The organism is Verticiella alkaliphila, from assembly GCF_018904615.1.
GTDB lineage: Bacteria > Pseudomonadota > Gammaproteobacteria > Burkholderiales > Burkholderiaceae_B > Verticiella > Verticiella alkaliphila.
Map to the genome: position 1 here is coordinate 74,009 of NZ_JADCNH010000013.1, position 13,316 is coordinate 87,324.

A 13,316-nucleotide genomic window follows, 5' to 3' on the forward strand; every position below is an offset into this window, starting at 1 on the left:
ATCAGCTGACCTTGCGGTCGCGCCCATCCCAGAAGGGTTTGCGCAGCACCTGCTTCAACACCTTGCCCGCGGGCGACATCGGCAAGGCCTCGGCCACGTCCACCGTCTTTGGGCACTTGTAGCCCGCCAGACGCTCGCGGCAGAAGGCCTGCAGCTGCGCGGCCTCCAGCGCATGGCCCGCGCGCGGCACCACGATGGCATGCACGGCCTCGCCCCACTTCTCGTGCGGCACGCCAATGACTGCGCATGCCTGGACGCCCGGGTGGCGCGCCAGCACATTCTCTACCTCGGCGCTGTACACGTTCTCGCCACCGGAGACGATCATGTCCTTCAGACGGTCCACGATGTAGATGTAGCCGGCCTCGTCCATGTAGGCGCCGTCTCCCGTATGCATCCAGCCGCCGCGCAGCGCCTCGGCAGTGGCCTCCGGCAGCTTCCAGTAGCCCATCATGACGTTGGGCCCGCGCGCGATGATCTCGCCCACGGTGCCGCGCGGCAGCTCGTTGCCCGCGTCATCGACGATGCGCACTTCCACGCCGAAGCACGAGCGCCCCGCCGAACGGTACCGCCCGCTTTCGCGCGCCTCGGGGCCATGATCCTCGGGCCCGCTGATGCTGATGACGGGCGCCGTCTCCGTCATGCCGTACGCCTGGAAGAATTCGGTGCCGGGCCAGCAGATCATGGCGCGTTCGAGCACGCTGGCCGAGATGGGCGACGCCCCGTACGTGATACGCCGCAGCGAGCGCATGTCGTAATCATTGAAAGTCGGGTCGTCCAGCAGCATCTGAATCATGCTCGGCACGAGCATGATGTCGTTGACCTTCTCGTCCTGGATGGCCTGCATCACGGCGCCCGTGCGGAACGTGGGCGCCATCACGGAGGCGCCGCCCGTGATGAACTGCGTGATCATCTTGCCGAGCGCCGCCGTATGAAAGAGCGGCGGCACGAGCAACGTGACGCTGTCGCGCAGCGCGGGGAATTCCGCCATGCGCCCCACCGCCGACGACCAGAGGTTCAGATGCGAGAGCATCACGCCCTTGGGGAAGCCGGTGGTGCCGCCCGTATAGAGGATGACCGCCAGCGAATCCCACGGCCGGGCCGCGTCCGCCACGGGCTCGGCCGCCGCGAGCCATGGCTCGTAGGCGAGCATGCCTTCGGGCGTTGCACGAGTACCGATGTGCACCACGGTACGCACGCCAGGGGCCTCGGCAAGAATCGCGGGCACACGATCCAGATGCTCATCGTCGACGATGAGCACTTCGGTTTCGCAATCGCGCAGCGAGTACGCCACTTCCGGCGCGGACCAACGGTTGTTGACCGGATTGGCCACGGCCCCCGCCCACCAGGTGCCCACGATGAACTCGGCGTACTCGGCGGAGTTCACCGCCATCAAGGCCACGCGATCCCCCTCGGCCACACCGAGAGCCCGCAGCGCACCGGCAAGCCGCGCGGCGCGCGCGGCCAGCTCACGATACGTCTGGCGGCGCGTGCCGCATACGGTGGCCAGGCGATCCGGGCCTTGCTGCACGGCCCGGTGAATGCTTTGTGTCAGAGACATCGATCAATCCAGTTGAATGCCGGACTTGCGGATCACGTCGCCCCACTTCTGGTTGTCGCGCTGGACGATCTCGGCGAACTGCGCAGGCTCGCTGCCCAGCATGATGAGCCCGGCCGGGGCGAGCTGGTCGATGACCTGCTTGTCCTTGATGACCGCGTTCACGTCGTCGGAGATCTTCTTGACCAGGGCAGGATCCATCCCGGCGGGACCGAACACACCATACCATCCCGACTCGGCCATGCCCGTGTAACCCAGCTCCTTGAACGTCGGCACGTCCGGCAGGAACGGCGCACGCTCTGGGCCGGTCACGGCCAGTGCACGCATCTTGCCTGTCTTCATGTGCGGCACGGCCCCCTGGCCCGACATGATGACGGCCTGGATCTGGCCGCCCAGCAAGTCCGTCACCGATGGCGCTTCGCCGCGGTACGCCACGTGCACCATGTTGAGCTTGTTCTGCTCGTTGAAGATGTGCATGTAGAGATGGCCGCTCGAGCCCGCGCCATACGAGCCATAGGAGTAATCCTTGGGGTTGGCGCGAGCGAGATCGGCGAGCTCGGCGGGCGTGGTGGCCGGCACCTTGTCGTTGACGACCAGGATGAGCTGCGTCGTGGCCGCCATGTTGATCGGGGTGAGCTGCTTGACCGGATCGAAGGTGATGCTCTTGCGCAGGTGCGGCGCCTGGATCAGCGAGGTCACGTTCAGCAGCAACGTGTAGCCATCCGGATCGGCACGGCCCACGGCTTCGGAGCCGATCATGGTGCCAGCGCCCGGACGATTGTCCACGAGCACCGGTTGTCCCCACGTTTGCGACAGGCGTGCGCCCATGGTCCGTGCCATGGCATCCACCGAGCCACCGGCAGGGAACGGCACGACCAGCGTGACGGGCCGCTCGGGCCAGGCGGCGCTGGCCAGGCCGGGCGCCATGGCAGCGAAGGTGCAGGCCGCAGCCAGGGCCAGGCGGGTCAGGGTGCCGGCGGTATGGTGGTAGCCAGTCATGGTGTCTCCTCATTGTTGTGTATGTGATGAGACCCATTATTCATGCTTGCCTACACGACAACAATGACCGCAACGCGCGCTTGGGTTGACCTAAACGATCAAGCGCCGAGCGCACGCGCGCGCCGTCAGCCGCCCGCGAGACGGTGACGCCTGTACTCCCCGGGTGCGACCCCCGTGGATTTCTTGAAGGCTCGATGAAACGTGCTGCTCTCGGAAAACCCCACCATCCCGGCAATCTGCTGCAGCGACAGATCCGGACGCGCCAGCAGATGGATCGCTGCATCGCGGCGCAGGTCGGCAACGAGCGTGCGAAAGCCCGTGCCTTCGTCACGCAGACGCCGGCGCAGCGTCTGCGGCGTCAGCGCCAACGCGCTCGCACATTCCTCGAGCGTGGGCAGCGCATGCAGCGGATGGCGACGCAGATGGCTGCGCACCAGATCACACAATCGGGCATAGACCCGATACGGCAACAGCAGCCCCGCCGGCGCGGTGGCCAGGAACGGTTTGACGGCATCGGCATCACGCACCACCGGCATCTCCAGCACCGTGGCATCGAGCACGAGCCGGTTGTCCGTCTGGCCAAAGCGCAGATGGTGCGTCATCAAACGCACCGAGTCGGCCACGTGCGAAGGCTGCGCGCAACGATAGGCCACCACGCGCGGCTCGATGCGGCGCCCGGACAGCCAATGCAGGATCTGCAAGGCCTCGAAGAGAATGGTGGCGACGCCGAAATCGTAGGGGCCGCCAACCGGCTGACCACGCCGCTCCACACTCAGCACGGCGGTGTCGCCCTCGCGTCGAAGCCGCGCGCGCAAGTCGGGCAGGAAGAGGTGCAGAAAATCGAATCCGGCGCGCAGCGCCTGGCCGAGATCCGGGCAGTGCACGACGAGACGACAGAGCTGGGCAAAGGTGCCTGGCGGCAGGCGGCCCGCTGACACGCCCCAGAACTCGTCGCGCATGCAGCGCTTGACCGTGCGCATGATGGCCGCGCATTGCGTGCGGGACACCCGCGCCTGATCGGCGGCGAGCAGCTCCGTGCTGATGTTGGCACGACGCAGCATGCCATCCACGTCCATGCCCTGTGCCCGCGGCCCGCGCAGGACTTCACGCACGAGAGTGATTGCCACGGTATGCTGCGTCATGCCTGTCTCATTCCTGCTGTTGATCGTGATCCTGCCGCGCCAGCCCGAGCCCCGGGGAGCCTGACGATGGCGCGTTCGCGCTGCGCGCGGTGCACGCGCCCGGCAGGCTATTGCGTCTGTGCGCACATCCCCCGCCTGCGCAATCGTACCCGCGTCCTCGTTCTACAACACCCCGACGAAGCGCGCCACCCGTTGAACACGGCCCGGCTTGCCGTGCTGGGCCTGGCCAACGCCGATCTGCACGTGGGCGAGGCCTTCGATGCGCGGCTGTGGCTGGACACGCCCAGCTGGTTGCTGTTTCCGGGCGACGACGCCTGCGTGCTCTCGCCGGGCATGCGGCCGGCGGACCCGCCGGCGCAGCTCGTCGTACCAGACGGGACGTGGCGCCATGCCCGTCGGCTGCTGCGCACGAATCCGTCGCTGCTCACGCTGCCGCGCTGCGCGCCCGCGCCAGGCGCGGCCTCGGCCTACACCGTGCGCCGGGCCGCTGAGCCGGGCGCGCTGGCCACCATCGAGGCGATCGCCGCCACCCTGCAGGCCCTGGATGCGCCGATGGATGCGACGCCGCTGCTACGCCCCTTCGCCGCAATGGTGCAGGCCCAATTGGATGCCACCGCACGTGCTGCTGCGACACCCGACTGAGCGTCGCCGCAAGGCCCCAGGACGGGCGTCTGCGATTACAATACGCCATGTCCCGGCCGTACCCTCCGCTTGCCTTCGTCGATCTCGAAACCACGGGCGGCTCCGCGCAGTCCGATCGCATCACCGAGATCGCTATCCTGCGGTTCACGCCCGATGGCGTGGACGAATGGAGCACCCTGGTCAATCCTGGCCGTCCGATCCCTCGCCCCATCCAGTCGCTCACCGGTATCAACGATGCCATGGTGGCCGATGCGCCTGTCTTCGACGATATCGCCGACGAAGTCCGCCAACGCCTGGCGGGCCACGTTTTCGTCGCCCATAACGCGCGCTTCGACCACGGCTTCCTGAAGAACGCTTTCGCCAGACTGGACGTGGATTTCCGGCCGCGCGTACTGTGCACGGTGCGCCTGTCCCGTCGCCTCTATCCGGACGTGAAAGGCCATGGCCTGGATGCGGTCATCCGCCGTCATGGACTGGACATCGGAGAAGCCGCCGCCGGCCGCCACCGCGCGTTGGGCGACACCCGGGCGCTGGTTGCGTTCTGGCAGCACCTGCAGACGGATATCGACGCTGAGACGCTGCGGGCCGCCGTCACCAAGCTCTGCGCCCTGCCCAGCCTGCCGCCCGGCCTGCCCGCCGAACTGCCGGACCAGCTTCCCCGCACGCCTGGGGTCTATCGTTTCGCGGGCGTGAACGACGCCCCGCTCTACATCGGCAAGGCGGTGGATCTGCGCCGCCGTGTCCTGTCTCACTTTTCGGGCGACCACGCCCGCGCCACCAGCATGGAATTGTCGCGCCAAGTCCGTGCCGTCACCTGGACGGCCACGACCACCGAACTCGAAGCACTCCTCGTCGAAGCCGGCCAGGTCAAGGCGCAATCGCCGCTCTACAACCGCCAGTTGCGCAAGCACGAAGACGTCTTTGCCTGGCAGGTGATCCCTGACTTGGTCTCGGGCCGCCTCGTGTTGAGCGCGCCCAACGACCCGCGCCTGGGCGCCTCGCCCGATTTCTACGGCATCTTCAGCACGCGCGCCCGCGCACGCAGCTGGCTGCGTCATCTCGTCGACGAGCACGGCCTTTGCGCGGTGCATACCGGCGTAGAGAAGCAGTCGCCCGGCAAGCCGTGCTTCGCGCGCCAACTGCATCGTTGTCTCGGCGCCTGCACGGGTCACGAGAGCACGCATGCACACTTCGAACGTCTGATGCAGGCTCTGGAGCCACATGCGGTGGCCTTGTGGCCGCACGCCGGGGCGCTCACGCTGCCCGGCGCCGGCATGTTGCACGTGCTCAACCGTTGGGCGTATGTGGGCGCGGCTGCCAATGCCGACGAGGCCGAGGCGCTGGGCCGCCAGACGCCACCGGCCTTCGACGCCGACATCTACCGGATCTTGCGCGGCGCGCAGGCCAGGGCTGCCGAGCCCGCCCAAGAAGAGCCCGCGGCCGCTTAGGAACGCCATGCTGACCCTGGACGTCGCCCTCGCCTTCTTCGGCATCGCCGTGGCCCTGGCGCTGGCGCCAGGGCCGGACAATCTCTTCGTGCTCACGCAATCCGCGCGTTCGGGCCTGCGTGCCGGCCTTGCCGTGATCGCGGGCTTGTGCACGGGGGTACTCGGTCACACCCTGGCGGTCGCCGCCGGCCTGGCCACGCTGCTGGCGGCCTCCGCCACGGCCTTCACCGTGCTCAAGGTGGCAGGCGCGATCTACCTCGCCTATCTGGGTTGGCAAGCATGGCGAGCGCCCGCCACGGCCCCCGACGGCGCCGCCCTGCCTGCCATCGCGCACGGTGCGCTGTATCGCCGCGGCGTGCTGATGAGCCTCACCAATCCGAAGGTCTCGCTCTTCTTCCTGGCCTTCCTGCCGCAATTCGCCAGCCCCGAGCGGGGTAGCGTCGCCCTGCAGATCCTGCAGCTGGGCGGCCTCTTCATCCTCGCCGCGGCGCTGGTCTTCACCGGCATCGCCCTGGGCGCCGCGCGCCTGGGGCAGCACCTCGCGCGTTCGCCCCGGCTCTCGCGCGGCTTGAACCGCATCACGGGCGTGCTCTTCATCGGCCTGGCCGTGCGCCTGGTCACCGCCCAACGCTGAACCCTCCCTGTCAGGCGGCTGCCATGTCCGACGCTCCCCTTGATCTGCTTCTCCTTCCCCGCTGGATCGTGCCGGTCGAACCGGCCGGCGTGGTGCTCGAGCACCATGCGCTCGGCATCCGCGATGGCCGCATCGCCCTCATCGCCCCGCGCGAAGCCGCGCTGCGCGAACCCGCGCGCCAGACCCGCGAGTTGCCGGACACGGTGCTGATCCCTGGCTTGGTCAATGCGCATGGGCACGCGGCCATGAGTCTGTTTCGCGGCTTTGCGGACGATCTGCCGCTCATGACCTGGCTGCAGCAGCACATCTGGCCGCTCGAGGCGCGCTGGGTGAGCGAGGCCTTCGTGCGCGACGGCACCGCGCTTGCCGCCGCCGAGCAGGTGCGCGGGGGCGTGACGAGCTTTTCGGACATGTACTTCTTCCCGGAAGTCGCGGCACAGGTCGCCCATGAGCAGGGTGTGCGCGCGCAGGTGTGCATCCCCATCATCGACTTCCCGGTACCCGGCGCCAAGACGCGCGCCGATGCCATCGCGGCGGGCCGCGCGCTGCGCGAAGCGTTGCCGGGCCTGCCCCGGGTGCGCCTCGCCTTCGGTCCGCATGCGCCCTACACCGTGGGTGCCGACAGCCTGCAAGAGACGATGGCGCTGGCCCGTGAATGGGACATCCGCATCCAGATGCACGTGCATGAGACCGCACACGAGGTCGAGGAAGCCGTCTCGCTGCACGGCGAACGCCCCCTCGCCCGCCTGGCTCGAGCCGGCGCCCTGGGCCCGCACTTTCAGGCCGTGCACGTCACCCAGGTCAATGACGAGGACATGGCCACGCTTGCCGCCACCGGCACCCACGTCCTGCACTGCCCGGAATCGAATCTGAAGCTCGCGAGCGGCTTCTGCCCGGTCGAACGGCTGTGGCAGGCCGGCGTGAACGTCGCCGTCGGCACGGATGGCGCCGCCAGCAACAACGACCTGGACTTGCTCGGGGAAACGCGCACCGCCGCCCTGCTCGCCAAGGCCGTCGCAGGTTCGGCCACGGCGCTGGACGCCCACCGTGCGCTGCGCATGGCCACGCTCAACGGTGCCAGGGCGCTCGGGCTGGATGCCCTCACCGGCTCGCTCGAAGTCGGCAAGGCCGCGGACCTCGTCGGCGTGGATCTGTCCGGCCTGGCGCAGCAGCCGGTCTACGATCCGGTGTCACAGCTCATCTATGCCACGGGCCGCGAGTGCATCCGTCATGTGTGGGTGGATGGCCGCGCGCTGTTGGCCGATGGCGAACTCACGCAGGTGGACGAAGCCGCCTTGATCGCGACGGTGCGCGACTGGGGCATGCGCATGCGGCTGGGCGCGTCGGGCGCCTGATCTCCTGTGGGGGTCGCGCTGCCCGCTGTCTTCAGCGCGTCAGCGCTGTGCCTGACGAGCGTGTGCGATCACTTGCCTGAGCAGCCAGGGGTGATGGCCGGCGAAGACATGGTCGGCACCCGGCAGCACGGTGACGGGAACTCCCTGCGGCCTCGCCCATGTCAGCACATTGGCAAGCGGGGCCTCAGCATCGCGTTCCCCATGCAGCAGCAGCGTCTCGGGGGCCACGGACGGCGTCGCGTAATGGCGACCTGCCGGCACGTCTCCCACGGGAACCCCTGCCAGCAGCAGGCTCGCCGCAGGCGTACCCGCCTCTGCGAGACCTGCAGCCACGCGCGCTGCCACATACGCCCCGAAGGAGAATCCGAACAAGGCAAGCGGCAGACTTGGCCAAGCGTCGACGAGCTGCGCGCACACGATGCGCATGTCCTCGGTCTCACCCTCCCCGTGGTCATACGTACCCTCGGTGCCACCCACCCCCCGGAAGCTCGGCCGCACCACGAGCCACCCATCCTGGCAGAGCCCCTGCGCCCAACGATGTGGGATCGGATGGCGCGGCGAGCCGCCCAGCAGGGGTTGCGGATGCAGGACCACGGCCAGCCCGCGCGGCGCTGCCGTCGGCAGATCGACCCGGACTTCGATGCGTCCGACAGGGCCTGCAAGAGTGGCGACCTGGGTGGCGGTGAAGACGGCAGCGGTGTCGGACATGAAAGGCAAAGCGAAGGCAGATGAGCCCCGGATGATACCGCCGGGGCGCGCCAGCGCCTCAGCCCGCGGCGCTTGCCGGCGCCGCCGCCCGTTCCCGAACCTGGGCGAGCGTCCAGTCCGCCTGCAACGCGCCGTCCTCCCAGACCGTCACCATGGCGTCCCGCCAAGGCCCGGCAGCCTCGGGCGCGCCATCGTCGACGGCCACGGTGCGCCAGGCGCCCGTCAGGGCGTGCCGCTGCGTGGCGAGCCGCCCGCGCTTGCTGCGCTTGCCAGGGTCAGTGATGGGATCCTTGTAGACCTCGCGCCACCGCCCATCCACCCGCACCGCCGAGCACTTCAACGCAAAGCGCTGCGTGTCGCGATGCACCCGTTGCAAGAGGCCGCCGCCCATGCCGAAGGTGAGGTTCTCGGCGGAGAAGCCCGCGCCCACCACCGCCTCGAGAATCGCCACGATGCTGTCCGGATCCACGCCGTCGCCCTGGATCACGCGCACGTGGTTGAGCACCTTGTAGCCCTTGCCGTTGACCGTGTGGCCGAAGGACTCGTCCAGCAAACGCAGACACTGCGGCACCACCGTCACGGGGTCGCCCGAATCCGGCCGGATCACCAGCGTGGCACCACTGCGGATCACGTCTTCGCGCAGCGTGCGGCCCCAGTGTTCGCGAATAGCGTGGTAGATGTCATAGCTGTCCGAAACCACGGCGAGGATGGTGCCGGGCTTGCCGAACTGCCGCAGCATGTTCCGGTAGGCGTCGACCTCGTGCTCACGACCCCAGCTCGTGATCGTGCTGTGCTCGGCCGCCGGGATCGAGAACGCCGCCATGGGCTCGTGATAGCAGGCCTGCCCCAGCAACAGGGCGGACACCGTGTCGGTGCCCTGGAAGTTCACGAGATGCGCCAACCCGCCCAGCGCCGCGGATTCGCGGCTGGAGACGCCGCGCGCGCCGAAATCATGCAGCTTGAAGGGCAGCTGCGCGGCCGCGTCGTCGCTCGTGCGTGTCAGATAGTCGGCAAGCGTCTGCCGGATGTGCCAACTGATGGTGGCCACCGTCGTGGGATACCACACCCGCAGCAGCAGCGTCTCGAGATACGACGGCAGCCAGAAGCCCGCGGGATCGGTGGATTCGATCGTCATCAAGGCGTGATGCGCGGGCACGGCAAGGCCTTCTGGCACTGCACGGATGCGCACCGGCAGCCGCCCACCCAGGCGATCCACGATGTCGCGCCAGCCTTCGGCGTTGAAGGGCACGCCGTGGGCGGCGAGCACGGCGTGCGCGGCGTCGACGTCCGCGTGTGTGACGGGACGCGCCAAGGCTGTCTTCAGGATCGCCTGGAGCCCGAAGAAAACCGTGTGCGGATACTGCCCGCCGCGCGATTCGAGATAGAAGAAGGCGCCGTCGGTACGTGGCGGATACTGCAGCCAGTGGCTCGCCTTGTAGCTATCGGTGTCGAGGATGAGATTATCGAGTGACTGCATGACGGAAGCTCCTTCTCGTCGAGTGAACCGGCCGTCTATCGGCCAGAAAGTTGTTGACCCCCACGCCCCCTGACGGAGCTCGCTCAGCCGCCCAGGAAATACGTGAGGATGTGCCAGTGGTCCTCGAAGAGCTGCGGCGACATGGCCAGCGCTTCGCTCACGGGCACCCAGCGGGTTTTGTCGGCATCGTCGCCGCTGCGCACGGGCGGCAGTGGGCCGCTCGGGAAGGCGAAGTGGAATGCGTGGGTGATCGTGCGCCCGCGCAGGCTGCGATCGGGGTGATCGAACACGCGCTGCGCGCGGATCGAGCCTTTCAGCACGGGCACGGGCAGCTTGAGTCGCGTCTCTTCGCGCAATTCGCGCAGGCACGCGTCGAGCACGGTCTCGTCCTGCCCGACGAAGCCCCCGGGCAACGCCCACAGGCCCTTGCCGGGCGCGGCGCGGCGTCGCACGAGCAGCACGTGGCCCGAATGCACCACCACCGCGTCGGCCGTGACGAACGTCGGCGGGTATGGCGCAACGGCCCAGGCGGCACGATACTGTTCGATGAAGTGGAACTCGTCCACGAGCGCGCCGTAGGCCGGCGATTGCTGGCGGAACGCGTCCAGCATCTGCCAGACGGGCTCGGGCACATTGGCCCGCAGCAGCATGAGGCCGCCGGCATCGCTATCGTCCTTCGTCTTGATCGACGCCCGCTTGCCGGCCTTGCCGTCGGTGCTGCCGGCCGCGAAGAAATACCGCCGCAGGTCCGTGGCGGACATGGTCTCGGTGTGCATCACGTCCACGAGCGGCCACTGCGGGAATTGCCGCAGGTAGTAGCTGGTGGCGTCCTTCTCCATGCCGATGATGCCCACCTTTGCGTCGGCGGCAGCACCATCGTCGGCGAGCGCCTGGGCCACCGTGCGCTGCACGTCGGCCACCCAGAGATCCTCGTTGTAGAGATGATCGTGCAAGGGCCGCACGAGCAGGCGCTCGCGCGCATCCGGCAAGGCGGACTCGATCATGATGGCACGTTCGGCCACGCTCCAGGGATTGCGGATGGTACGCGGCGTATCGGCGGACCCAACGAGCACGATGAGCTTGCCGGCGCGTGCCAGGCCAGCGCGGGCAACCGCCGCGTGACCCTGATGAAAAGGCTGGAATCGTCCGATGAAGACGAGGTAATCGAATGCCATGAGAATCCCTCACGGTGAGGAGTCGGGCGTCTGTCGCCTGACCATGGTAGGACCTTATCACAGCGGGAAGAATCCGCCCAGCACCGCCTCAACGCAAGGTGGCCTCGGCAGCCCGCCCCATCCGGGCGAAACCGGGCGTGCATCGTTGGCGATATGCCACATGCCACGCGGTCCACACAGATTGTCGGGTCATTTCTGCCGGCGTCTTCACTGGTGCCGGAGGGCACTTGCCGGCACGAGCTATGATGGCGAACCTGCCTTCCTGTCTTTCGCCATGTCCACCGCCGTCTTCGTCATCGTGCTGTGCGCCGCCCTGAGCAACGCACTGTGGAACGCGATCGTCAAGGCAAGTCCGGACAAGCTGGGCAGCACGATGCTCGTGACGCTGGCTGGGGCTGTCGTGGCATTGCTCATCCTGCCCTGGCTGGAGCCGCCTGCCCGCGAGAGCTGGCCGTTCCTGGGCATCTCTACCCTGCTGCAGACGGTGTATTTCGTCTTCGTGGCCAACGCGTACCGCGTGGCGGACATGAGCCAGGTGTACCCCATCATGCGCGGCACCGCACCCTTGGTAGTCGCGCTGGTCAGCCTTGCCTGGATCGGCGAGCCCATGCCTGCCATGGCCTGGGTGGGCATCGCTGTCATCTGCCTCGGCATCTTCGGCATGGCGGCCGACGCCCGGCGTGCCAATCGTCGGGGCTTGGTGTATGCATTGTCCGCCGCAGCCGTCATCGCCAGCTTCACGATCATCGACGGGCTCGGCGTGCGGCGCTCGGGGGCTCCGCTGTCCTATACCCTCTGGATCTTCGTCCTGACCGGTCCACCCTTTCTTGTCTGGGCGCTGCTCGCGCGACGCCGCGATTTCGGCAGCTATCTTGCGGCACACTGGCGGCTCGGGCTCGTGGGTGGCATTGCCACCATCATTTCCTACGCCCTCACGCTCTGGGCTATGACGCAGGCGCCCGTGGCCATGGTGGCCGCGTTACGCGAGACGGCCATCCTCTTCGGGGTGGCAATCTCCGCGCTGGTGCTTAGCGAACACGTCACCCGGGCCCGGCTCATGGCGGTGGCGATCATCGCCGCAGGCGCGGCGCTGCTGCGGCTAGCCTGATCAGGCGGCTCGACCGAACGCGATCAGTTCGCTGAGCTCATCGTTTGGCAGCGCGGCAGTCGTTGCCGGGCTCGCCATGGGCACGGGTTCGTCTTTTTACCTGAAGGTCGCGGTGTGCGTGGCAGCAGTGAGTGATCTGACCGCACACTATCCGTCACGTCGGCGCGCTACAGTGTGCGCCCACTGACTTCACACCCCGAATCGCCATGCCCCACTGCATCATTGAGCACTCCGCCGACATCGACGGGCGCACGCTCGTGCCCCTCGTGCACGCTGGCGCCCTCGCTTCGGGCCTCTTCTCGGCCGATGGCAGCGACATCAAGGTGCGCTCGCTGACCTACGACAGCTACCTCACTGGCGGCAAGCACGCGGGCTTCGTGCATGTGCAGGTGCGGCTGCTGTCGGGCCGGACGGAAGCCCAGAAGAAGACCGTCACCGCAGCGGTGTTGGAGCGCCTGGCCGCCCAGGGGCTGCCGGGGGTGTCCATCACCGTGGAAGCCACCGACATGGACCGCCCGAGCTACGCCAAGCGGGCGGGCTGAGCGACGGCGTTCGCGTGCATCCCAGCGCAGCAACAAAAAATTCTTCGAGCGCCCCTTGAACCTGCGAATAGCGTCCTTATAATTAGCACTCGACTGCGGTGAGTGCTAACACCCTGCCGCGGCAATCGACGCATTCAACAATACTCTCTTCACAGGAGTCTGTATGGCCCTCCGTCCCCTCCATGATCGCGTGATCGTCAAGCGCCTGGACAACGAACGCAAGACCGCCTCTGGCATCGTGATTCCGGAAAGCGCCGCCGAAAAGCCCGATCAAGGCGAAGTGGTTGCAGTCGGCCCGGGCAAGCGCTCGGATGACGGCAATCTGCAGCCGGTCGGCGTGAAGGCAGGTGACAAGGTTCTGTTCGGCAAGTACGCCGGCCAAAGCGTCAAGGTCGACGGCGACGAAGTCCTGGTCATCCGCGAAGACGAAATCCTGGCTGTCATCGAGTAAGACCTGCGTGTCGCGCGGCGATGGCCCTGAGGCTGCGCCGCTGCGCCCGTTCTTCTCCCACGGCCCGCTTCAACCTCATT

Annotated in this window: 13 protein-coding genes; 7 read left to right on the top strand and 6 right to left on the bottom strand. The window is 67.8% G+C overall.

Going from position 1 to position 13,316, the window contains the following annotated elements; translation table 11 throughout:
* Position 1: 1 nt before the first annotated feature.
* The 3 genes from IMZ29_RS10805 to IMZ29_RS10815 form a co-directional block, all read right to left on the bottom strand.
* Complete coding sequence (locus tag IMZ29_RS10805) at positions 2–1,558, bottom strand: long-chain-fatty-acid--CoA ligase (RefSeq protein WP_216183597.1); 1,557 nt, start codon at positions 1,556–1,558, stop codon at positions 2–4.
* 3 nt (positions 1,559–1,561) lie between these two features.
* The gene (locus tag IMZ29_RS10810) at positions 1,562–2,554 is read right to left on the bottom strand and encodes a Bug family tripartite tricarboxylate transporter substrate binding protein (RefSeq protein WP_216183599.1); all 993 of its coding nucleotides are present in this window, start codon (positions 2,552–2,554) and stop codon (positions 1,562–1,564) included.
* Between the two features lie 125 nt (positions 2,555–2,679).
* Complete coding sequence (locus IMZ29_RS10815; protein ID WP_216183601.1) at positions 2,680–3,696, bottom strand: AraC family transcriptional regulator; 1,017 nt, start codon at positions 3,694–3,696, stop codon at positions 2,680–2,682.
* A 66-nt stretch (positions 3,697–3,762) separates the two neighbouring features.
* Here IMZ29_RS10815 and IMZ29_RS10820 point away from each other — a divergent pair, with 66 nt between their 5' ends.
* Genes IMZ29_RS10820 through IMZ29_RS10835 form a run of 4 tightly spaced genes read left to right on the top strand, consistent with a single transcriptional unit; the run spans position 3,763 to position 7,775 of the window.
* Positions 3,763–4,338 (top strand): tRNA-uridine aminocarboxypropyltransferase, encoded by a 576-nt coding sequence (locus tag IMZ29_RS10820; protein WP_216183603.1) that lies wholly within the window; start codon positions 3,763–3,765, stop codon positions 4,336–4,338.
* Positions 4,339–4,385: 47 nt separating this feature from the next.
* Positions 4,386–5,786 carry an exonuclease domain-containing protein gene (locus IMZ29_RS10825; protein ID WP_216183605.1) on the top strand — a complete coding sequence of 467 codons (1,401 nt, stop codon included), beginning with the start codon at positions 4,386–4,388 and terminating at the stop codon, positions 5,784–5,786.
* 7 nt (positions 5,787–5,793) lie between these two features.
* On the top strand, positions 5,794–6,420 hold the full coding sequence (locus IMZ29_RS10830; protein WP_216183607.1) for a LysE family translocator: 627 nt from the start codon (positions 5,794–5,796) through the stop codon (positions 6,418–6,420).
* 23 nt (positions 6,421–6,443) lie between these two features.
* Positions 6,444–7,775: a TRZ/ATZ family hydrolase gene (locus tag IMZ29_RS10835; RefSeq protein WP_216183609.1), complete on the top strand. Its 1,332-nt coding sequence runs from the start codon at positions 6,444–6,446 to the stop codon at positions 7,773–7,775.
* Positions 7,776–7,814: 39 nt separating this feature from the next.
* Here the strand turns inward: IMZ29_RS10835 and IMZ29_RS10840 are convergent, their stop codons facing one another.
* The 3 genes from IMZ29_RS10840 to IMZ29_RS10850 all read right to left on the bottom strand — a co-directional run bounded on the left by IMZ29_RS10840 (position 7,815) and on the right by IMZ29_RS10850 (position 11,135).
* Entirely contained in the window at positions 7,815–8,483 is a 669-nt protein-coding gene (locus IMZ29_RS10840; RefSeq protein ID WP_216183611.1) for an alpha/beta hydrolase, read from the bottom strand.
* A 58-nt stretch (positions 8,484–8,541) separates the two neighbouring features.
* A complete protein-coding gene (locus IMZ29_RS10845; protein WP_216183613.1) occupies positions 8,542–9,960 on the bottom strand; it encodes a nicotinate phosphoribosyltransferase in 1,419 nt (472 codons plus the stop codon).
* Between the two features lie 83 nt (positions 9,961–10,043).
* Positions 10,044–11,135, bottom strand: a complete 1,092-nt coding sequence (locus IMZ29_RS10850) for a bifunctional nicotinamide-nucleotide adenylyltransferase/Nudix hydroxylase (protein WP_216183615.1) — start codon at positions 11,133–11,135, stop codon at positions 10,044–10,046.
* A gap of 274 nt (positions 11,136–11,409) precedes the next feature.
* Between IMZ29_RS10850 and IMZ29_RS10855 the strand changes: the two genes are divergently transcribed.
* The 3 genes from IMZ29_RS10855 (at position 11,410) to IMZ29_RS10865 (ending at position 13,236) form a co-directional block, all read left to right on the top strand.
* A complete protein-coding gene (locus tag IMZ29_RS10855; protein ID WP_216183617.1) occupies positions 11,410–12,243 on the top strand; it encodes an EamA family transporter in 834 nt (277 codons plus the stop codon).
* Positions 12,244–12,449: 206 nt separating this feature from the next.
* The gene (locus IMZ29_RS10860) at positions 12,450–12,785 is read left to right on the top strand and encodes a 5-carboxymethyl-2-hydroxymuconate Delta-isomerase (RefSeq protein WP_216183619.1); all 336 of its coding nucleotides are present in this window, start codon (positions 12,450–12,452) and stop codon (positions 12,783–12,785) included.
* 163 nt (positions 12,786–12,948) lie between these two features.
* Entirely contained in the window at positions 12,949–13,236 is a 288-nt protein-coding gene (locus IMZ29_RS10865; protein WP_216183621.1) for a co-chaperone GroES, read from the top strand.
* The last annotated feature ends 80 nt before the right edge of the window (positions 13,237–13,316 follow it).

What these genes read in the sequence shown, in the direction of transcription:
- IMZ29_RS10860 (WP_216183619.1), top strand. Translation starts at nt 12,450, where the DNA reads ATGCCCCACTGCATCATTGAGCACTCCGCCGACATCGACGGGCGCACG.
- IMZ29_RS10865 (WP_216183621.1), top strand. Translation starts at nt 12,949, where the DNA reads ATGGCCCTCCGTCCCCTCCATGATCGCGTGATCGTCAAGCGCCTGGAC.
- IMZ29_RS10855 (WP_216183617.1), top strand. Translation starts at nt 11,410, where the DNA reads ATGTCCACCGCCGTCTTCGTCATCGTGCTGTGCGCCGCCCTGAGCAAC.
- IMZ29_RS10835 (WP_216183609.1), top strand. Translation starts at nt 6,444, where the DNA reads ATGTCCGACGCTCCCCTTGATCTGCTTCTCCTTCCCCGCTGGATCGTG.
- IMZ29_RS10820 (WP_216183603.1), top strand. Translation starts at nt 3,763, where the DNA reads ATGGCGCGTTCGCGCTGCGCGCGGTGCACGCGCCCGGCAGGCTATTGC.
- IMZ29_RS10845 (WP_216183613.1), bottom strand. Translation starts at nt 9,960, where the DNA reads ATGCAGTCACTCGATAATCTCATCCTCGACACCGATAGCTACAAGGCG.
- IMZ29_RS10830 (WP_216183607.1), top strand. Translation starts at nt 5,794, where the DNA reads ATGCTGACCCTGGACGTCGCCCTCGCCTTCTTCGGCATCGCCGTGGCC.
- IMZ29_RS10850 (WP_216183615.1), bottom strand. Translation starts at nt 11,135, where the DNA reads ATGGCATTCGATTACCTCGTCTTCATCGGACGATTCCAGCCTTTTCAT.
- IMZ29_RS10840 (WP_216183611.1), bottom strand. Translation starts at nt 8,483, where the DNA reads ATGTCCGACACCGCTGCCGTCTTCACCGCCACCCAGGTCGCCACTCTT.
- IMZ29_RS10810 (WP_216183599.1), bottom strand. Translation starts at nt 2,554, where the DNA reads ATGACTGGCTACCACCATACCGCCGGCACCCTGACCCGCCTGGCCCTG.
- IMZ29_RS10815 (WP_216183601.1), bottom strand. Translation starts at nt 3,696, where the DNA reads ATGACGCAGCATACCGTGGCAATCACTCTCGTGCGTGAAGTCCTGCGC.
- IMZ29_RS10825 (WP_216183605.1), top strand. Translation starts at nt 4,386, where the DNA reads ATGTCCCGGCCGTACCCTCCGCTTGCCTTCGTCGATCTCGAAACCACG.
- IMZ29_RS10805 (WP_216183597.1), bottom strand. Translation starts at nt 1,558, where the DNA reads ATGTCTCTGACACAAAGCATTCACCGGGCCGTGCAGCAAGGCCCGGAT.